This is a genomic window from Methanobrevibacter sp., assembly GCF_017431965.1.
Classification (GTDB): Archaea; Methanobacteriota; Methanobacteria; order Methanobacteriales; family Methanobacteriaceae; genus Methanocatella.
Map to the genome: position 1 here is coordinate 1 of NZ_JAFRKB010000048.1, position 20804 is coordinate 20804.

At 31.8% G+C, this 20804-nt stretch carries 23 protein-coding genes; 13 read left to right on the plus strand and 10 right to left on the minus strand.

The window, feature by feature from the left end; translation table 11 throughout:
- Positions 1 to 111: 111 nt before the first annotated feature.
- Genes IJI93_RS06625 through glp form a run of 3 tightly spaced genes read right to left on the minus strand, consistent with a single transcriptional unit; the run spans position 112 to position 2081 of the window.
- Entirely contained in the window at positions 112 to 360 is a 249-nt protein-coding gene (locus IJI93_RS06625) for a hypothetical protein (RefSeq protein WP_292821441.1), read from the minus strand.
- Between the two features lie 9 nt (positions 361 to 369).
- Positions 370 to 831 (minus strand): GyrI-like domain-containing protein, encoded by a 462-nt coding sequence (locus tag IJI93_RS06630; RefSeq protein ID WP_292821444.1) that lies wholly within the window; start codon positions 829 to 831, stop codon positions 370 to 372.
- Between the two features lie 26 nt (positions 832 to 857).
- Positions 858 to 2081, minus strand: coding sequence for a gephyrin-like molybdotransferase Glp (glp, locus tag IJI93_RS06635; RefSeq protein ID WP_292821446.1), 1224 nt, complete (start codon positions 2079 to 2081; stop codon positions 858 to 860).
- A 107-nt stretch (positions 2082 to 2188) separates the two neighbouring features.
- Here glp and eif1A point away from each other — a divergent pair, with 107 nt between their 5' ends.
- On the plus strand, positions 2189 to 2494 hold the full coding sequence (eif1A, locus tag IJI93_RS06640) for a translation initiation factor eIF-1A (protein ID WP_067044464.1): 306 nt from the start codon (positions 2189 to 2191) through the stop codon (positions 2492 to 2494).
- Between the two features lie 26 nt (positions 2495 to 2520).
- Positions 2521 to 3294 (plus strand): serine protein kinase RIO, encoded by a 774-nt coding sequence (locus tag IJI93_RS06645; protein WP_292821450.1) that lies wholly within the window; start codon positions 2521 to 2523, stop codon positions 3292 to 3294.
- A 99-nt stretch (positions 3295 to 3393) separates the two neighbouring features.
- Here the strand turns inward: IJI93_RS06645 and IJI93_RS06650 are convergent, their stop codons facing one another.
- Both IJI93_RS06650 and IJI93_RS06655 read right to left on the minus strand, forming a co-directional pair.
- On the minus strand, positions 3394 to 3945 hold the full coding sequence (locus IJI93_RS06650; RefSeq protein WP_292821452.1) for a hypothetical protein: 552 nt from the start codon (positions 3943 to 3945) through the stop codon (positions 3394 to 3396).
- 228 nt (positions 3946 to 4173) lie between these two features.
- The gene (locus tag IJI93_RS06655) at positions 4174 to 4353 is read right to left on the minus strand and encodes a hypothetical protein (protein WP_292821454.1); all 180 of its coding nucleotides are present in this window, start codon (positions 4351 to 4353) and stop codon (positions 4174 to 4176) included.
- A 444-nt stretch (positions 4354 to 4797) separates the two neighbouring features.
- On the opposite strand from IJI93_RS06655, the gene IJI93_RS06660 reads away from it, so the two are divergent.
- The 9 genes from IJI93_RS06660 (at position 4798) to IJI93_RS06700 (ending at position 14816) form a co-directional block, all read left to right on the plus strand.
- Positions 4798 to 5949, plus strand: a complete 1152-nt coding sequence (locus IJI93_RS06660; RefSeq protein WP_292821456.1) for a KamA family radical SAM protein — start codon at positions 4798 to 4800, stop codon at positions 5947 to 5949.
- A gap of 390 nt (positions 5950 to 6339) precedes the next feature.
- Entirely contained in the window at positions 6340 to 6957 is a 618-nt protein-coding gene (locus tag IJI93_RS06665; RefSeq protein ID WP_292821458.1) for a KH domain-containing protein, read from the plus strand.
- 500 nt (positions 6958 to 7457) lie between these two features.
- Complete coding sequence (gene top6B, locus IJI93_RS06670) at positions 7458 to 9167, plus strand: DNA topoisomerase VI subunit B (protein ID WP_292821460.1); 1710 nt, start codon at positions 7458 to 7460, stop codon at positions 9165 to 9167.
- Positions 9168 to 9175: 8 nt separating this feature from the next.
- Positions 9176 to 10273 (plus strand): DNA topoisomerase IV subunit A, encoded by a 1098-nt coding sequence (locus IJI93_RS06675; protein WP_292821462.1) that lies wholly within the window; start codon positions 9176 to 9178, stop codon positions 10271 to 10273.
- 102 nt (positions 10274 to 10375) lie between these two features.
- A complete protein-coding gene (locus IJI93_RS06680) occupies positions 10376 to 10648 on the plus strand; it encodes a metal-sensing transcriptional repressor (protein WP_292821464.1) in 273 nt (90 codons plus the stop codon).
- Between the two features lie 60 nt (positions 10649 to 10708).
- Positions 10709 to 12586, plus strand: a complete 1878-nt coding sequence (locus tag IJI93_RS06685; RefSeq protein WP_292821466.1) for a cation-translocating P-type ATPase — start codon at positions 10709 to 10711, stop codon at positions 12584 to 12586.
- A gap of 17 nt (positions 12587 to 12603) precedes the next feature.
- Complete coding sequence (locus IJI93_RS06690) at positions 12604 to 12807, plus strand: heavy-metal-associated domain-containing protein (RefSeq protein ID WP_292821468.1); 204 nt, start codon at positions 12604 to 12606, stop codon at positions 12805 to 12807.
- Between the two features lie 121 nt (positions 12808 to 12928).
- On the plus strand, positions 12929 to 13945 hold the full coding sequence (locus IJI93_RS06695; RefSeq protein ID WP_292821470.1) for a phosphorylating glyceraldehyde-3-phosphate dehydrogenase: 1017 nt from the start codon (positions 12929 to 12931) through the stop codon (positions 13943 to 13945).
- Between the two features lie 34 nt (positions 13946 to 13979).
- Positions 13980 to 14816: a TIM barrel protein gene (locus tag IJI93_RS06700; protein ID WP_292821472.1), complete on the plus strand. Its 837-nt coding sequence runs from the start codon at positions 13980 to 13982 to the stop codon at positions 14814 to 14816.
- Here the strand turns inward: IJI93_RS06700 and IJI93_RS06705 are convergent.
- Both IJI93_RS06705 and IJI93_RS06710 read right to left on the minus strand, forming a co-directional pair.
- Positions 14813 to 15319, minus strand: coding sequence for a zinc ribbon domain-containing protein (locus tag IJI93_RS06705; protein ID WP_292821474.1), 507 nt, complete (start codon positions 15317 to 15319; stop codon positions 14813 to 14815). The genes IJI93_RS06700 and IJI93_RS06705 overlap by 4 nt on opposite strands.
- 13 nt (positions 15320 to 15332) lie before the next feature.
- Complete coding sequence (locus tag IJI93_RS06710) at positions 15333 to 16403, minus strand: metallophosphoesterase (protein WP_292821476.1); 1071 nt, start codon at positions 16401 to 16403, stop codon at positions 15333 to 15335.
- A 105-nt stretch (positions 16404 to 16508) separates the two neighbouring features.
- On the opposite strand from IJI93_RS06710, the gene IJI93_RS06715 reads away from it, so the two are divergent.
- Positions 16509 to 17633, plus strand: a complete 1125-nt coding sequence (locus IJI93_RS06715) for an AAA family ATPase (RefSeq protein WP_292821478.1) — start codon at positions 16509 to 16511, stop codon at positions 17631 to 17633.
- On the opposite strand, the gene hemA is transcribed toward IJI93_RS06715, so the two are convergent.
- From hemA to IJI93_RS06730, 3 genes are read right to left on the minus strand one after another with little or no spacing between them, the layout of a single operon-like run.
- Positions 17634 to 18833: a glutamyl-tRNA reductase gene (hemA, locus tag IJI93_RS06720; protein ID WP_292821480.1), complete on the minus strand. Its 1200-nt coding sequence runs from the start codon at positions 18831 to 18833 to the stop codon at positions 17634 to 17636.
- Positions 18833 to 19450 carry a bifunctional precorrin-2 dehydrogenase/sirohydrochlorin ferrochelatase gene (locus IJI93_RS06725; protein WP_292821482.1) on the minus strand — a complete coding sequence of 206 codons (618 nt, stop codon included), beginning with the start codon at positions 19448 to 19450 and terminating at the stop codon, positions 18833 to 18835. Before IJI93_RS06725 ends, hemA begins: the two co-directional genes overlap by 1 nt.
- Before the next feature lies 1 nt (position 19451).
- The gene (locus tag IJI93_RS06730) at positions 19452 to 19934 is read right to left on the minus strand and encodes a methanogenesis marker 9 domain-containing protein (protein WP_292821484.1); all 483 of its coding nucleotides are present in this window, start codon (positions 19932 to 19934) and stop codon (positions 19452 to 19454) included.
- 188 nt (positions 19935 to 20122) lie between these two features.
- On the opposite strand from IJI93_RS06730, the gene IJI93_RS06735 reads away from it, so the two are divergent.
- Positions 20123 to 20800, plus strand: coding sequence for a M48 family metallopeptidase (locus IJI93_RS06735; RefSeq protein ID WP_292821486.1), 678 nt, complete (start codon positions 20123 to 20125; stop codon positions 20798 to 20800).
- Positions 20801 to 20804 lie beyond the last annotated feature (4 nt).

Genomic DNA, 20804 nt, shown 5'->3' on the forward strand with positions numbered 1-20804 from the left:
AAAAAAGTAGAAGGTTTAAATTCAGAAATAAAACAATATGGGTCATTCATCATTCCTAAACTATTAGTGCATGATTTAAGAGTAGTTGGTCAAAATTAAAAAAAGGAAATATTAAATTCTCTTTAATTTTTCCCTATATCTTTCAATAGAAGATTCGCTATAATCCATAGTCAAATAATCTTCTGTTAATTTTTTATTATTGTCAAAATCTTTAATTTTTCCTTTTACGATCTTATCAATGTCTTCATCCAATTTTCTTATTTGATTTTCAAAAGCATATTCAGATTTTCTCATATTAATTTTGGATTTACGAGAAATTTTTTTTATTTCTTCATCAATATCAAATTCTTTTTCAGACATCACATCACCCTACATTTCTATAATAGGCAATTGAATTTCAGTTACAAAATCCTTTTCATCATCACAATTGTGGAAACTTTTTTCCAAAATCTCTTTAGGAGAACCGATAATATGATAATTCTTTTCCTGAGCAACCTCAACCAGTTTAGCATAGGTATCTAAAATATTATCTGTTGAGCCAAAGTGTTTTGCTGATAAAACCTTATTCTCTATCATATCAACAACACGAATCATATCTTTTTCATCAGCATCCTCTTTGATTACAATACTGACATCATATACAGCATCCCCCTGATTTACTTCATGTCTTGGGGAGAAATAAACAACAAAAGGTTCGCCTTCATATTCTATTTCTTCAGCATCAACCCAACCCATTATTTTAGAAACTAAAATGTCCAAATCAGTAATCGGGCCCTTATAATTAATAACTCCTAACTTTTGCTCCGGAATTACTTTTACCTCATAATCCATAATTACACCTTACATTAACTATAAATTTAATTAAATAAATAAACTTCTACTTCTTCACCTTCGTTTAACAATTCCACCAATTTAGGAATTTTTACATAACCATCGGCTGTTGAAAGTGAAAAAATTGCCCCTGAATCTTTAAAAATCGGATGAATTTCATCACCATCGACTTTTACAAGTTGATATTGCATTCTTCCAACTTGTGAGTGGATCCTGCGAGTCATCCTGCCTTTAACTGTTTTTAATTCAAAGTCTTTTTCAATACCTGCCAATTTAGATAAAGGTTGGGAAACAAATGCATTGAATATCATTAAAGCAGATACGGGATTTCCAGGAAGTCCAATTACTAATTTGCCTTCAATTACTCCCACAATAGTTGGTTTGCCCGGCTGAACTGAAATTCCATGAATATGGACTTCACCCAACTCATCCAAAACATGTTTTAGGACATCCCCAAGGCCTGCTGAAGTTCCACCAGAACAGAACAATATGTCTACTTCTTTTAAGGATTCTGTAATCTTTTGCTTAACCTCATCATAGTTATCTCTCATAACGCCTAAGAATTTGGCATCAGCGCCGCAGGAAATAGCATCGTTTTTAATCATTCCACCGTTTACATCATATATTTTTCCATATTCGAGCTCTTCACCTTGAAGTGTAATCTCATTTCCGGAAGAGACTATGCCAACAGTAGGTTTTTTGTAAACTTCAATGGTTTCAAAACCTTGTGACAGCAAAACACCAATTTTGCCAGGGTTTAAAAAGTCTCCTTTTTTAAGTATCAATTTGCCCTCTTCAATGTCGGAACCTTTTTTGGCCACATCCTGGGACGGTGTGGCAGTAGTCAATAAATTAACTTTATCATCAAATTTTTCAGCATATTCAACCATCACAACAGCTTCACTTCCTTCAGGCATGGCTGCACCAGTACTGATTTCAATACATTTGCCTTTTTCGACTTTTTTATCAGTAGTTGAACCTGCTTCCAAAAAGTCAATGACTTCCAAGGTATTTGGAGACTCTTCTGAAGCTCCGAAACTATCACTTGAAAGAATTGCAAAACCATCTTTCAGGGCTTTATCAAATGGTGGAAAATCCATTCTTGAGTAAACATCTTCAAACAATATCCTCCCATAAGATTCACTGACATCAATTTCTTCGCTTTGAGGTTTTAAATTATCATCAAACAACTTTTGTATAATATCAATGGCTTCATCGCATTCCTTAATTTTTAAAAATTCAGTTCCCATAATAACCCCTTTTAAATAATATCCAATAAATTAATATATAATATATCAATAAATATATAAATAATTTAATCTTATGGAGAAACGTATTATTATTTGGAGGAGAGTATTTGTCTAAGCCTAATCAAAATCAACAACAAGAATATAGGAGAGTAAGAACTCCTAAAAAAGGAGAAATACCTGGAGTAGTCGAACAAATCATGGGACACGGAAAATTAAAAGTTCGTTGTGCTGATGGTAATATTAGAATGACCAGAATCCCTGGAAAAATGAAAAAACGTATTTGGATTCGTGAAGGAGATGTAATCCTTGTAAAACCTTGGGATTTCCAAGCTGATGAAAAAGCTGATGTAATTTGGAGATATACAAAAACCGAATCAAATTGGCTTGAAAGAAAAGGCTACTTGAAAATGTAGCTTTACTTACTTATTTTTTGATTTAAATGGATAAAAAAGTAGCTAAAGCAGATGCTAAATACCAAAAAATACATTCCCAAAAAAGAAAAAAAGATAGCTCCGACAGAAAAGTTGGGAATGAGATTTTTGACAAATTAACTTTAGAAACTTTATATAAACTTGCTAATCAAGGCTACATTGATATCCTCAACGGAGCAATAAGTACCGGTAAAGAGGCGAATGTGCTTACAGGAATTACCGATGCTGAGAAATTTGTAGCTGTTAAAATTTATAGAATAGCTACTTCTGATTTTAAAAAAATGGATTACTATCTTAAAGGAGATCCAAGATTCAATATTAAAACTAAAAATAAAAGGAAAATCATCTATTCCTGGGTTACAAAAGAATTTAAAAACTTAACCAGATTGCACACTGCAGGAGTGAATGTTCCAGAACCCATAACCAGTTCCAATAATGTTTTAATTATTGAGTTTATCGGTGATGAGGACGGAAATCCTGCACAGCCTGTGAGAAACCAACCCCCTCAAAATCCAGAAGAGTTTTTCAATAAATTACTTGTTCAGTTAAAATTATTTGTTAATGAAGCAAAGTTAGTTCATGGAGATTTATCCAATTATAACATCCTGAATTTAGATGAAGAACCCGTTATAATCGATGTTTCCCAATCTGTTGTGCTGGACAATCCTATTTCAAAAGAACTTCTTGAAAGAGACATTAACACCCTTGTCCGAGAGTACACCAAACTCGGCGTGAAAACTAGTTTTGAAGAAATTTGGGAATATGTGGATCCAAAATTTTAAATAGGTTACTCTGATTATAACATCCATTATTTAAAAACAGGAAAAATCCGTTATAAATTTGCTTGAAACAACATTACTACCCATTAAAAATTAATATGATTAATAACCTTCATCTTCAAAGTGTTCTTTAATTTTAAGGTAAAATTCTTCACTGGTAAAATCAAAATCATTATTAAATGATTTATAGGCCAAAATACAATCATTTTTTAAATTAAATCTGAAATCTGGGCATTTTTCAAAGAGTTTATTGAAACAATACTTGGAATGTTCTGGAAAGGGAACTTCCTCAAAAGAAATTTTATCAATCACAATTTTCATTGCACAAGATAGGACAGTCAGCTGAAGAGCTGAAGCATAAGCGTCATAACATTCCCCATAATCCAGATTAACATTAAAATAAATCATGAAGTTAATCATTACATGAGACACCCAAATTAAAGAATTAGGCTCAAATTTTTCTAATTGCAAATCCGTAAACTTAAAAATTAATTCTTCTAAATCACCATCATTCTCTTGACAAAAATTTACAAAATCAATAAAAGAATAATTTGTTAAATATTTAATATACGCTTCTTTAATTTCCTCATCACAAGGAAATTTAGAAATTTTTTTTAACTCTTTGCGCATTAAAACTTTTGGATAAGTAAACATGATAACTCACTTTAACTTTGATAATTGTCTCATATATATTTAAATTTTGAAAAATTTCAATATAATATGTATTCTGAATGGTGATTTCTATTCAAATTACTGCTCATAATAATCATTATGAAAAAATAACTATTTAAAAGTTAATAAAATAATTTTTATAAGTAATTAAACCTCTAAAAATATTTATCCAATTATAAAAAAATTTTTTGAGAAATATTCCTAAGAATATCAATGTCCCTTGATATATAGAACAATTCCTGCAATAATGACAATTAAACCTAAAAGTGATACTATGTCAAAAGCTAAACCCATCAATTTAAAACCTAACTTCAAAAAGAAAGGTCCTAATGCACAGAACAATAATATCAAACCTACAATTATTGCAATTATTCCTCCGATTCCTCTCATTATTTTACCTCCATATTATAATTAAGATACATCAAATATCTCCAATTAAAATTATGAATACAATAATATTTAAAATTAATTTTTTCAAATGCAAACGAACTGGAAATTTTTAACAGCCAAAAACCCAAATGTTAACGCAAAAAAATTAACATGACACTATTAAATCTTCAAACGCCTGGTAAATCATAAGCCATAATATATTCATAGCCACACAAGGGATTTGCAGACTTAAAGTTTAAGACAAAAAACTGTTATTGAGACCTAATAATGTTTTGCATACCCATCATATTAACATATTATACCCCTATAAAATAAAATATATAATTGATGAACAATAATACTTATAATAAAAAAAGATTATGAACTGAGGTTGATAGCATAGACATCAATAAGAAAAAATCATTAATTCGCTCAAATGAACTCGACAAAATAGCTATTGATGATATGGGGCATAAATCAAAAGTTAGAACAGGATTTAGTGAGTTTTCTAAAAAATTATATGCTAATAATAAGAATAAGATTTTAAAAGAATTGAATGCAAGTGAAAAAGATTGGAATAATCCCAAATGGCAATTAAAAAATCGCATCAGTGATGTTGATGAACTTTCAAAATACGCTAACCTTACAAATGAAGAATATGAAAATATAAAAAAGGTTAGTGAAAAATATAGATTTGCAATAACACCTTATTATTTCTCATTAATTGACTTTGACAATCCGATTTGTCCAATAAAACTGCAATCCATTCCTGACATTAAAGAATTTGAAGAATTTGGGCAATTAGATCCAATGAAAGAAAATCAATCTAATCCTTCAGGAAAAATCACTAGAAGATATCCCAATAAATTGATTATCAATGTCACCAATGCCTGTCCCATGTATTGCCGGCACTGCCAACGCCGCAGATTAATAGGCAACATTGATAAACATACTTCTAAAGAAGATATCGATGAATCAATAGAATTTATAGAAAATAATCAGACAATCAGAGAAGTATTGGTTACCGGAGGAGATGCATTATTATTATCCAATAATAAATTAGAATATATATTCGACAACCTATCAGACATCAGCCATGTTGAAGTAATAAGAATAGGTACAAGAACCTTGGCAACCCTTCCATTTAGAATTGATGACAAGTTGGCTTCATTGCTTAGAAAATATAAGGTGCAGGTCTCAACACAATTCAATCATGCCTGTGAGATTACGCCGGAAGCCGTTAGCGCAATAGATACCTTAGTCGATAATGGAATACCTGTACGAAATCAGATGGTGTTGCTGCATAATGTTAACGACGACAAATATTGCATTCAAAAAACAAATGAGGAACTGCAGAAATATCGCGTTATTTCATATTATTTATTCCATCCGAAAGATGTTAAAAGCACTAAACACTTCCAAGTTGACATTTCGAAAGGTTTAGAGATTATGAAACATTTAGAAGGCAGAACAAGTGGCATGTGTAAACCAACATATGTATATAATTCGCCGGATGGTCTTGGAAAAGTACCTTTAGTGCCAATGGAAAATGTTGAATTTGATGAAAACGGATATAAGTTCACAACATGGGAAAATAAAATAATTAAAAAAGGTTAAATTTAATACTATAGCGGACATTATTTTTTAAATTTTAAAATAAGATGGAGAGGGCATATTTTACAGAATTATTCGCCATTTACCTATTTAATTTTTTGTTAGTGGAATACAATGAAAATATCCATGCAATATAACTATAAAACAAGTTGTAATACAAACCGCTTAAGCGCCCCATTATTGCCCAAAGGGTTTGATTGTTATCCTATATAAAGACAATGTTATATTAAAACTTTATTTTTTATTTAATTAAAAAGAAAAATATATCCTATAACATTATTAATCTAATGAAAATATTTAAAAATGATAAAACACTAAAATCTAACTACTTTGTAGAAATTATTATATAAAATTGATTAAATAACTATTATTAATTAACAAAAAGGTGATAAAATGCCAGAAACAGATTATTTGAAAATACCTCAAAATAGAGTAGGGGCATTAATTGGAAGCAATGGAAAAGTAAAAAAATCCATTGAAAACATAACTGGAACCATCTTAGATATTGACAGTGATGATGGAACAGTTTATATTACACCTAGCGAAAATATGGAAGATCCATTGGGAGTGTGGAATGCCAATCATATAGTAAAGGCAATAGCCCGTGGATTTAATCCAGAAGTTGCGCTTAAATTAATCAGTGATGACATTTATTTAGAAGTAATCAGCTTACCGTTATATATAGGCAAATCCAAAAAGGCCCTTGCAAGACACAAAGGTAGAATCATTGGAAAAGATGGGAAAACACGTGAAATAATCATGGAAATGGCCGAAGTTGACATGGCGGTTTATGGAAAAACCGTTTCATTGATTGGTGAAATGGACAATATTATGATTGCAAAAGAAGCCATTGAAATGATTTTAAACGGTTCCAGACATAAATCAGTGTACGGGTTTTTAGAACATAAAAAAGAAACCTTGAAAATGAAAGAATTTAAAGATCTTGTTGGAATTGAAGACGATAAAATCGAATTCAAAGATGGAATCGACTTTGATGAAAAAGATTACTAGGAGTGTAAACTCCTAAAACTTATTTTTTTAATTAATTTCTAATGAAAACCAATTTCACCAAGTGCCATATCAGACTCGGAACCTGATTTAGATTTTTCATTTTACAGAGAAATAAATTCTAATTTTAAATAATAATAATTTTACAAAATCTCATGAAATATTAAAGATTCATACAACTTTTATCAAGTTCAAAAAAAATAATAATCATGAAATCAAAATATCCTATCAAAGAAATATTCCAATTTACAACTAATTTTAATTGAATTTAACATAGAAAATTATACACTTATAAGCAAAATATTATATACTTTAACCCACATATATAGGTAGTATAGTATAAATACTATAATTTCGTTATGTTTTAAAATTATTATTTTACCATATTTTTAATCAACTTAGATAGGGCACCATAAAAATATTACTTTGCAAATGCTCTCTCACTTGGTTTAAATATTGTCATCATAATAAACATAAACATGTAAAATTTTAGGAGGAAAATTTTGTCACAGCAAGAACCAGGACTCGACTGGAGAAATGATTTTAAGAACTTAACTCCATCCGAGTTCTTTAGAAAAAACAAACAGATGTTAGGATTTACTGGTAAAATCCGTTCTTTAACAATTGTTTTTCACGAATTGATTACAAACAGTTTTGATGCAGCTGAAGAATCCGGAATCCTACCAGAAATAGACATCGAATTAAAACGTATTGATAAAGAGCATTACATACTCAGACATAAGGATAATGGTCCGGGTATTCCAGAAGACTATGTAATGAGAGTTTACTGTAGTATGTTTGCAGGGTCAAAATTCAGAAACATTCAATCCAGAGGACAGCAAGGTTTAGGATGTAGTGGTTGTGTGCTTCTATCACAAATGACTACCGGTAAACCTGCTCGCGTAATTTCATGCTATAAGGAAGGCGATGAAATTAAAGGAGTAAAAATGAAATTCCAGATGGATGTTAAAAACAACAGAGGAATCCTCATGGAACGTGAAGATTATCCTGCTGAAAGTACTGGAGTTTGTATTGAATTGCAATTTAAAGAAGTTTCTTACTCTATGGCAGAACAAGGTGCATTTGAATACATCAGAAGAACCATGATTGGAAACCCTCATGCTAAAATTACATTCAGAGATCCATCCGGACACAAATATATCTTTAAAAGAGCTGCAGACATTGTCCCGATACTTCCAAAAGAAGTATTGCCACACCCTAAAGGTGTAAGTGCAGACGATATTATGACCATGGCGCAAAACACCGACAGCAGAAGATATAAAAGTATGTTAACTTCATCCCTTTCAAGAATGTCAGCCAAAAGAGTGGATGAAATTGCAGAAATTACTGGAATTGACATGAATAAACGTCCGAAAGCCATGACATTTGCAGAAGCGGAAGCTATCGTTCATTGCTTTAAGAAAATGAAATTCATGGCACCTCCTACCGATGGACTTATACCTATTGGATCTGAACAAATTGAAAAAGGTATGAAGCAAATTCTTAAACCGGAATTTGTAGCAACCATTACAAGAAAACCTGTAACCTACAGTGGTGGTGTTTCATTCATTATTGAAGCCGGCCTTGCTTATGGTGGAGATGCCGGAAGAGTTGTAAATGAACAAAGGAAATCAGAGATTATGAGATTTGCAAATAGAGTCCCATTAACATTCGATGCAGGAAGCTGTGCCATTACTGAAGCTTTAAAAAGTATCGATTGGAAACGTTACGGTCTTAGAGACTTAGATAATACTCCATTAACATTATTTGTGAATATTATTTCAACACAAGTTCCATACCTCTCAACAGGTAAACAAAGTGTATCTCCAGAACCTGAAATCGTTCATGAAATAAGACAGGCAACAATGAAACTAGCCCGTAAACTCCAAAAACATTTAAGGGCTAAAAAAGCTGCAAAAGAAAAAGAAAAACGTTCCAAAGTATTTGAAGAATATGTGCCAGTTATCATCGAAGAAGCTGCAAAACTTGGTGAAACTGGAGTTCCAGAATACCAGGAAGTATTGGCCAAAGTTACAAAAAGAGCCCTTGCTGAATTACTCGGTGAAAAGGTCGAGGATGAAGAGGAAGAAGAAGAACTTGATGCACTCATCATGGAAGAAGTTGATGAATTTGGACATACCGTCGAAAGGGTCGATTCAACATTAGACAGCTTCATGGATGATGAAGACAAAGATGAGGAACCAGAGGAATAGGTGATTAAATGACTGAAGTAAAACAAGAAGGCAAATCCCATAAGGAAAAAAGGAAAGAATACACCTACAACAAACTTAAAGGATTAGGCCAGGAAATCATTGAAGAAATTGAAAAGCAAAAAGTTCCTAGCATAAGAGTTCCATCCAGAGGTACTGGAAACATTGTTTATGATGATGCAAAAAGATACTACGTATTAGGTGACAGATACGGAAGAAGATCTCTAGGTAATGTAAAACAAATTAGAAAATTAGGTCAAATGGTATATGTTGCTAATTTCTGTAAAGATTTAGTTGCAAGAGAAAAAACCGCTACCATCAGGGAAATGTATTATGTTTCTGAAGGTTGGGGAATAAGTTTTAAAACACAACAGGAATCAAATATTGTTGGAGAAGACTTGGAAGTGACTCTTGGAACTACTCGTGAAGATTTAGGATTAATGCCAGAAGAAGACGGTGCATCCGTATACGGGGACATTACCTTATTTGATGAAACGGAAATCAATGCTTCAAAAATGGGTAAATCAGGCTATACTATCTCACCAACAATTGACCAGGTGGACTTCCTCGACTATAATGTTGATAAGGTATTGGCAGTGGAAACCATGGGAATGTTCCACAGGCTAGTGCAGGAAAATGCTCACAAAAGATTTAACTGTTTGATTGTTGGACTTAAAGGGCAAGCTGCTCGTGCTACCAGAAGATTCATCAAAAGAGTTAATGAAGAACTTAACTTACCAGTTTATATCTGTAACGACGGAGACCCTTGGGGATTCCACATTGCACAGGTAATTATTTCCGGAAGTGCAAAATTAGCTCATGTTAATAAAGATCTTGCAACTCCAGATGCCAAATTCATTGGAGTAACTGCATCTGATATTATCAACTATGACTTGCCAACTGATAAACTCAAAGATGTTGACGTCTTGAGATTGAAAGAACTATCAAAAGACCCAAGGTATAAAACTGATTTCTGGCAAACTGAAATTAAAAAGATGCTTAAAATTGGTAAAAAAGCAGAACAACAATCTTTCTCAAAATATGGGCTTGAATACGTTGTAGATGAGTATTTCCCAGCTAAATTTGAGGAAATGGAAAATCAAGCATAGGCTTGAAATTTTCCTCCTTCTTTTTTTATTTTTTTATAAAAAACAAAATGTTTATATACTACTTTTATAATATATACCCTTACAGGTATAGGTTGTGTTATTTTGAAAGAATGTATGGATAGCGAAAATTTACATAGAAGACTTAAAAAAATCATCGGCCAAATTAATGCTATTGATCGAATGATTGATGACGATATCCCATGCGAACAGATATTAATGCAAATAAATGCATCCAAATCCGCATTACATAAGGTTGGACACATCATTGTTGAAGGACATCTCGAACACTGTGTTAAAACAGCAATTGAAGAAGGCGATGCAGATGATGCCTTAAGCGATATTACATCAATTTTGGAATACTACTCTAGACTTTAATTTTTTTTAAAATAACCAATATACCCATAGGGGTATACCTATCCTGAGGGGCTGTTTAAAATGAAGTTAAGATTTGACAAAAAACAAATAGTAGATCTTCTACTCATCATAGTATCCGCAATAAGTATTATTGCAAGTTTTATACTATCAATAAACTATCTCTCATGGATAGCAGTAATATTTTGCGGTATACCAATATTTAAAGAATGTATCGAAGGACTAATTACTGAATTTGACATTAAAGCAGATTTGCTTGTATCCCTTGCAATCATAGCTTCAATAATAATTGGTGAAGTATTTGCAGCAGGTGAAATTGCAACAATTATGGCAATAGGTGGATTTTTAGAAGAATATACTGTATCTAAAACTCAAGGAAAAATTAAGGAACTTGCAAAACTTACACCCCAATTTGCAACAAGAGTAAGAAATGGAATAGAAGAAAAAATATCTGTCGAAAAAGTACAAGTCGGAGATATCTTAAAAGTACTCCCTGGTGAAAGTATTCCAACAGATGGAAAAATAATAAGTGGAGAAACATCTATTGATCAATCCACATTAACCGGAGAGTCATTGCCTGTTGATAAGGAAATTGGTGACGAAGTATATAGTGGAACCGTAAATCTTTACGGGTCATTTGCAATGGAAACTACAAAAGTAAGTGAAAATAGTTCACTGCAAAAATTGATTAGATTGGTTGAGTCATCCTCACCAGAAAATGCAAAAATAGTCAGAACAGCCGATAAATGGGCAACATTGATAGTAGTAATTGCATTTATAGCTGCCTTATTGACTTATTTATTTACATTTGAAATAACAAGATCCGTGACAATATTGGTGGTATTCTGCCCATGCGCTTTAGTATTAGCTACCCCAACTGCAATTATGGCTTCAATTGGAAATTTGACAAAATATGGAATTTTAGTAAAAGATGGAGCATCAATTGAAGAATTAGCAAAAATTGATGAAATAGTATTTGACAAAACAGGGACATTAACCTATGGAACACCAAAAGTGGTTAATGTCATTTCAAGTGATGAAAATGAAATGATGTATTTACTTGCCTCACTTGAATCAAAATCTGAACACCCCTTAGCAAAAGCTATTGTAAACTATTACGATAGTAATGAGTTAGCTCAAGTAGATAATTTTAAAATAGAAATCGGAAAGGGAATTAGCGGGACAATTGATGGCTCTAAGATAATTGCTGGAAATAAAAAATTTTTAGAATCTGAAAATATTCCGCTAAAATATAATCAGAAAATAGAAAAAGGTGAAATAGAACTTTTTGTTGCAAAGGAATCCGAGGTAATTGGTAAAATAGTGCTTGCCGATACTTTACGTGACGATGCAAAGCAAACAGTTAAAAACTTAAAATACTTAAGAGTCAGAATTGCATTGCTTACAGGGGATAACGAAGAAACTGGAAAATTCATAGCAAAACAAGCCAATATTATAAAAGTACGATGCAATTGCTTGCCTGAAGATAAAACAGAATACATAAAACAAGAACAAATAAAGGGAAATAAAATGGCCATGATTGGAGATGGCATTAATGATGCTCCCTCCCTAAAAAAGGCCAATGTTGGAATTGCAATGGGTACAATGGGAAGTGATATTTCTATTGAAGCAGCAAATATTGCTTTAATCAAAGACAATATCAAAGATCTGCCCCATCTAATAGGAATATCCAGAAAAACAATAAAAACAATTAACATCAGCATTGGATTTGCATTAATTTTAAACATTATTGCAATGGTTTTAGCGATTTTAGGAATGTTAAATCCGATTGAAGGAGCATTAATCCATAATATTGGATCAGTTATTGTTATACTCTATTCCTATACATTAGTAAACTTTAAAATGTCTAAAAAAGATTACAAAAAATCTAAAAAATTAGGCATAGCTAAAAGTTTAAATAAAACAATGACCTATTTATAACTATAAAGGTGATTATTATGGCTGAAAAAGAAATTAAAGTTGTGGGCATGCACTGTCCATCATGCGTAAACGCTGTAGAACTTTCCTTAAAAGATGTTGACGGAATTGACGATGCTAAAGCTGATTTAGACTCAGGAATTACAAAAATTACAATGTCCGAAGATGTAAGTGATGCAGACATTACCGAAGCTGTCGAAGAGGCAGGTTTTAAAGTAGAATGATTCTACTTCTTTTTCTTTTTTTTCTTATTTTATCTATTTTAAATATCAAATTATATATAATTTAAAAAACAGATTTTAATCCATATAATATTAAATTATTATAACACAAAAAGGGATTAAAATGAAAACTGTTGCAATTAATGGTTATGGAACCATCGGTAAAAGAGTGGCTGATGCAGTAGCTGCTCAAGAGGATATGAAAATAGTTGGTGTAAGTAAGACTAGGCCTAACTATGAAGCAAGAACTGCTGTCGAAGAAAAAGATTATCCATTATACATTGGAATTCCGGAAAGAGAACAATTATTTAAAGATGCCGGAATTGAAATAGCCGGTACCGTTGAAGACATGATTCGAGAAGCAGATGTTGTTGTTGATTGTACTCCTGGAAGTATCGGACCACAAAATCTTGAAATGTATAAAAAAGCAGGTGTTAAAGCTATTTATCAAGGCGGAGAAGACCATGAATTAACCGGTCTTTCATTTAATGCTATTTCTAATTATGATGATTCATATGGTGCAGATTACACAAGGGTTGTATCATGTAACACCACCGGTTTGACCCGTACATTATTTACTATTGACAAAATCGCAGATATCAAAAAGGTTAGGGCAGTAATGGTAAGAAGAGGATCAGACCCATCTGAAGTTAAAAAAGGTCCAATCAATGCAATTGTACCAAATCCTCCAAAAGTACCTTCTCACCACGGACCAGATGTAAAAACAGTGATGAAAGGTATTGATGTAACTACAATGGCATTGCTCGTACCTACTACATTAATGCACCAACACAACATTATGGTTGAAATCAACAATGATGTGGAAACTGAAGAGATACTTGAAGCTTTAGAAAAACGTTCAAGAGTAATTGTAGTTTCTGCTGAAGAAGGATTAGGCTCTACTGCCGAGTTAATGGAATATGCTAAAGAACTTGGAAGAAGCAGAAACGATTTATATGAAATTCCAGTTTGGAAAGAATCCGTTAATGTCGTAGACAATGAACTGTTCTATATGCAAGCAGTACATCAAGAATCTGATGTAATACCTGAAAATATTGATGCGATTCGTGCACTTTTAGAAATGGAAAGTGACAACGAAAAATCAATTGCAAAAACAAACAAAGCAATGGGAATTTTATAAATTCCTATTTTTTACTATTTTTTTAACGATTTAAATGAAACATAAAGTACTTTTTGGACCTGCAGGAAGTCCTGTTAAATATAAAGGTCCAGCATATAAGGCGCCCAAATACATCACCGAAGAAGGTCTTGATTCCTATGAATATCAAACCCCCTATGGAGTGAGGATTGGTGAGAAAGCTGCGACCACTTTAAAGGAAGAATCTCAAAAGCATGATGTTTTAGTTTCCATGCATGGACCATACTACATCAACTTATGTGCAAAGGATGAGGAAAAATTAAATAAAAGTATGGGCCATCTAATATCCCTGGCTCGTGCAGGCGAATGGATGGGAGCTTACAGATTGGTATTCCACCCAGGAGCATATATGAACAGAAAACCTGAAAAGGCTATGGAAATATCAAAAACAACAGTTAACAGATTATTTGAGGAACTTGAAGCTGAAGGGATTGAAGAATTTACCTTTGCTCCAGAAACAACAGGTAAAAGAACCCAACAAGGCAATATTCAGGAAATTGTTGAATTGTGTGCTACTTTTGATCATTTTGAACCAACAATTGACTTCGCACACATACACGCAAGAGGAAGAGGTTATTTAACTAAAAAAGATGATTACAATTGTATTTTTTCAACAATTGAAGATAAATTAGATATTGACATATTGCATTGTCATTTTACAACAATCGAATATGCACCACATGGTGAAGTCAAACATCACACCCTAGCTGAAAGTGATGAATACGGTCCAAACATTGAAGATTTGCTTTCAAACTTAATAGACAATGGTTGGAATGCAAATATAATTTGTGAAACACCTCTTCGTGATGAGGATGCATTGAAAATGAAGGAAGTATATGAAAATATGATTTAATAATCTTTTACCGAATCTATTAAATCATCTAACTCTTTTGTTAAATCATTTACTTCTTTTTGACTTTTATCAGCAATGTGAATTATCAGCTCATCAATAAAATCTTCAAATTTACTGATTATACTGTTTAATGTATCAATCTTCACATCCAATTCATTTTTAATTCTGTTTGAAGGTTTACTAGCTAAATCAATTATATTTAAAGCAACTTCAACATTATTGTAGAAGATATTGTTACTGTTATTTATTGTTGAGATAAAATTATTGTAGCTCATTTCTGAAGGTTCAAATTCTTTTTTAATTAACTCCAACGCTTTTGCCACTTTTATATCATACTCTTTGTTTAAATTTTCAATTCTGATTTTATATTTTAAAAAGAAATCTTTGTCATGAATTAATTCGAAACTATCGCTTTCACCTACTTTAACACCACAATTTGAACAGAATTTATCATTAATATCAAGTTTTGAACCGCAATTCATACAATAATTAAAACCTTGCATAATAATCCTCCATTTACTTTATTAATTTTAGAACTACCAATTCCGAATCAGTTCCCCACCTCATTGGAGTGTCCATGGATCCCACGCCTGTTGTGACATGAAGATATTTGCCGAACCTATTTTTAAAAAGACCTTTATTATATTCAAAAAGCCTATTTGCAAAATTTACTGCAGGGTAAAATTGTCCCCCATGAGTATGGCCGGATAATTGAATATCAAAACCTAAAGATGAAAATTCCTCCCAATAATAAGGAACATGGTAATTGATAATATTTATCAGATCAGGATTTAAAACTTCCTTAATCTCATCAAGAGTTGGCATTTCAATTTCATCAAAACTGAATGTCAATCCATAAATGTTTAAGTTTTTAAATTCAAACCTGCCATTGTCTAAAACAATAATTCCCGCATTCCTACAGGCTTTAACAACATTTTCAATTCCAGGATAGAAATCATGATTTCCCGGAGTGAATATAATTGGCATATTTACTTCTTTTAGAGCATCAAAATCATGTTCCTCAACTACAGATGAACCATCTGCCAAGTCCCCCGAAATAATTACTACATCACATGTTTTTTCCAATTCTTTTAATTTATCAGTAATCTGTCTGATAATCTGTTTATGCCTTACTGACCCAAAATGCACATCCGACAAATGAACAATATTAATCTCATGAGTTAAATTTTCTAACTTCAAAACACGTTCATTAATAACTAATTTATGAGCCTTATAATAGTTATAAACTCCCAATATTGGAACAATTGCAAGCAATATCAAAATAATCGGTCTAGGAAGCACAACAAATATTCCAACCAAATAAATTGCAATAATATCAATCAAAAATATTACTGAAGCCCACATCCAAACACCATCAATTGTCTGCAGGAATCTTGTTATCTTTCTTGATTTTTTTGTTTCAAATAACATTGGAACAACATGCAATAAACCGATAATTATTGCCAGCACAACTAGAGACATATCATTTAATCCCCCAACCAATAAAAACAGATATTTCAAAAGGAAAAATTGAAATATTGTGTAAAATGGAGCCATAAACAATACTCTTCTTGTTCTAAAACTCATAATTTTTTTCACCAAAATTTAATATATCCTAACAAGTATTTAAATAATTAAACATACAAATAAGAAAAATGTTAAAAATAAGCAAAAAATCTAGGAGGTGATTGATTGAAAAGTGACAATAAAAAGCCTGAAATCAAATCCAACTCACAAAAATCAGCTAAAAAAGAAAATGAAAATAAGGACTATGCAGAATATGTTGTCCTTAAAGCTGTTGGCTATCCATTTGATTTTAATTTGATGGAAACTGATTTCGAGATAAACAATAAAGAATTATTTGAAGAATATGCTCGCGAACAGTGGCTGGGTTTAGAAGTAAATGAAAAATCCTACCTTTTCGATCAAAAAATCATACCTGATTATGGTTTTGAAATAGTAACTGCAAAACCGAATGGCTCAATAATTTCTGAGAAAACTAAAATCAAACTTGTTGATGAAGAAATCAATAAATTAAAAGATGAAGTTAAAATAGACAATTCATTAAAACTTTCAGACATTGTTGGTCAGAATAATGCTAAAAATAAAGTTAAAGTTTTAATTAAATATTTGGAGAATCCGGAAAAATTCGGACCGTGGGCTCCAAAAAATATATTATTTTACGGACTTCCGGGCACTGGTAAAACCATGCTTGTCAAAGCATTAGCCAATGAACTTGAAGTTCCACTTCATTTAATCAAAGCTACCTCATTAATTGGTGACCATGTTGGAGATGGTGCATCTAAAATTCATGATTTATTTAAAAAAGCTAGTGAAAAATCACCATCAATAATATTCATTGATGAAATTGATGCAATAGCTCTCCACAGATCATTTCAATCATTAAGGGGAGATGTATCTGAAATTGTTAACTCACTTTTGACCGAAATGGATGGAATTAGTGAAAACAAATCAGTCATTACAATTGGGGCAACTAATAATGCGACATCCCTTGATTATGCTGTGCGAAGCAGATTTGAAGAGGAAATTGAATTTAGTTTACCGAATGATGAAGAGAGAAAAGAAATTTTAGAAAAAAATCTCAAGACAATGCCATTAGAATATGATTTAGATATCAACAAAATCGTTAAGATAACAAAAGGAATGTCTGGAAGGGATTTGAAAGAAAAAATACTTAAAACTTCACTTCACAATGCAATAGCTAATGACCAAGAATGCATTACAATGAAAAATATTGAATATTCACTACAATCCTCTAAAATAAAAGATAGTGACATTAAAGGAATGTTTGAATAATCAATCAAAATTAAAAATATACTCTACAGCCTCAAGAATATCTTTATCTTCTTGTTTTGCTGCATTTTTTACTTTTTTAGAAATATCGAAAAATATCTTATTGACAATAGAATTTGTTAAATTATCAAGAATTTTTGCACTGCCATCTACATCAGATAATTTAGCACGTGCCTTTTGAGTTTCACGTTGTCGTATCTCTTCCATAGATACTCTTAAACTGGCAAGTGTATCCTCAACTTCCATTATTTTAAAGGATTCTTTGAGTAAATTGAACTCATCATCGATGATGTTTTCAGCTTCACCAAACTCCTTAATTCTAAGTTGAGTATTTGTATCTGCAATTTCCCTTAAATCATCTATATTAAATAATTTAACACCAATTTCTGAAACATCATCAGAAATATCACGAGGATTTGCAATATCCACCATCATCAAGCCATCGTAATTCCGGTCAATTGTTAAAAGACGATTTTTATCTATTATTGTGTGAGGTGCACTAGTTGCACTAATTACCAAATCCGCCTCGGCCAGATATTTTTCCAAATCAGCGAATAAAATAGCTTCACCGCCAAGGTCCTTTGCAAGTTCTACAGCAACATAATAAGTTCTATTAGCCACAAAAATAGCATTCAAATCTTTCTCAGCGAGTGCTTTAGCAACCAATTTGCCCATTTTTCCAGCGCCTATTACCAAAACAGACTTGTCATCAAGATTTCCCATATGTTTTTCAGCCAAATCAATCGCCGCAGAACCAATGGAAACGGAACCCTTGTTAATATTGGTTTTATTTCGAACAACTTGACCTACATGAATAGCTTTTGTAAAGACTGTGTCCAAAACCCTACCGCAATGATGGTCTTTATTAGCTTTCTTTTTTGAATCCTTGACCTGACCTAAAATTTGGTCTTCACCAACAATCATTGATTCTAAACCGGAAGTCATTCTCAACAAGTGAATCACAGCAGATGGACCATATTCAATGATAATACTTTGATTTTCATGAGACAATAGCTCATCATCCTCCAAAATATAATCATTGTGGATGTAATATTCTTTCCTATTGCATGTAGAAATTTCAATATATTCCCCAATGGAATATTTTTCTTGTAAGCGCCAAAACAGCTCATCTATGTCCTTTGAGATATTTTCCATGGACTGTATGTCAGCAATTTTATGGTCAACCCTTAAATTAAGTATCACTATAATCCCCTTATCAGTTTATCAATATAATTTTTAGCTTCATCAATTTGTTTATTTTTAATGAATTCATTGATTTTTTCATCCTCAAAAATGTCATAAAGATATTTACGTCTTTCTTTTTGGTCTTCAACAGATCCCTTAAGAATCGAACGAGCATAATCCTGAAGTTCAATTTCTAAGATATCCTCTTCAGTAATTATTGATTGAATCTTTTTTCTTAATTGACGAGCCATTAACGGACTTTTACCGTTAGTAAAAATAGATATTTCAACATCACCAATTTCAAAGCTTGTAGGAACAATGACATCTCCCTTTTGAGGAAAATCTGCACGGTTAATTAATTTATCCCGAGCAATATTTGAAACATGACTTGACAACTCTTCATCACCACTGGCTATTACAACCAAATCACACCACTCGACTAACTTATCCACATCATCACTAGAACATAAAACAGCCCCTTTATCTTCCAACTCTTTAGATAAATTATTTCCAGCCAATTTTACATTAGCTCCATGGTCTAGAAATTTATTAGCACGCCGGGTTGCAACTTCCCCCGTGCCTAAAATAAATACATTCAAATCCAATGTTTTAAAATAAAGAGAAGTCCAATCCATTTTAATCAGATTTTTCAAGTGATCTGGCATGCAATACTTTTACTGCAGCCCTTAAATCATTATTACAGTCAGTTAAAACATTCATAGCTTCAAGTTTGGATATATTGAATGTTTCAGCTAATGCTTCTGCCTTTTCATCAGGATTAGGTTTTTTGACCCCCACCAATCTTTCAGAAAGTTCTTTTTTTAAGTCTAAATACTCCTCATGACTCATGCCCATATTTCTTAAGGTCATGTCCCTTAAAGGACATGGTTTAGATGGTTTACAACACCATACAAGTGATCCAAAACAAGTTCCTGCCCCTTCTCCCAATCTAGTTTCTCTTCCAAATTGAGTTTTGATTTCAATAAACTCTTGAGGAGTCAAATTTACTTCTTGTAAAGCATTTAATACTGGGCATGGTTTTATTGGGGGACAGCAAAAAGCTAAACCTCGTATATCTCCACCCCTACAAATGTGAGACGGTGCATCTTCCCATGTCATAATAAACCTCCAAATAAATTTCAATTCTCATTGTAAATTAATTAAGCAATAATTATAAAATAATAATATAATTTATTTAAACAATGAATATATAATCTTTTGTAATGAAAGTATAAACCATTTAAGATAATAGTATTAAATAGAAAAAATATATTTAGATTTCCAACTTATCATACCGAGTTATTTGAATGATTATTGAAGATATTCCAATTATCGTTAAAAGAAAAAATATAAAAAATATGTATCTTAGAGTATTGCCTCCAAATGGAGAAGTAATAGTCTCTGTGCCATCATATTTACCTGAAGAGGATGTAATAAAATTCATAAAATCTAAAAAAGAATGGATTTTAAAAAAACGGCGACTAATTTTAGACAATAATATCCAACCCCCATTAAAATACAAGTCTGGTGAAAAGCACTTAATTTGGGGTAAGGAATACACATTGCAACTTGTTTCTAACGAAACATTGAAAAAAATAACTGTGGATTATGAAAAAAATATAATTTATCTGCCAGTCACTAAAAGAAGTAAAAAGGAAACTCGTGAAAAACTATTAAATGAATTATATCGCCAAGAACTTAAAAAAGAAATACCTGATGTTTTAGAAAAATGTGTTAAAATAGTTGGAAAAAGACCATCTGAAGTGAAAGTAAGAAACATGAAAAATTGGGGAAACTGCAGGTATCAGGACAAAAGAATAACCCTCAATTTAAAACTTGCAAAAAAGGACCCGATCTGTCTTGAATATGTGATGATACATGAATTATGTCATCTTATAGAATTTAATCATGGAAAAAAATTTAAAAAATTAATGGATAAATATTGTCCAAACTGGAAAGAAATTAAAAAAAAATTAAATGAATAAGAAG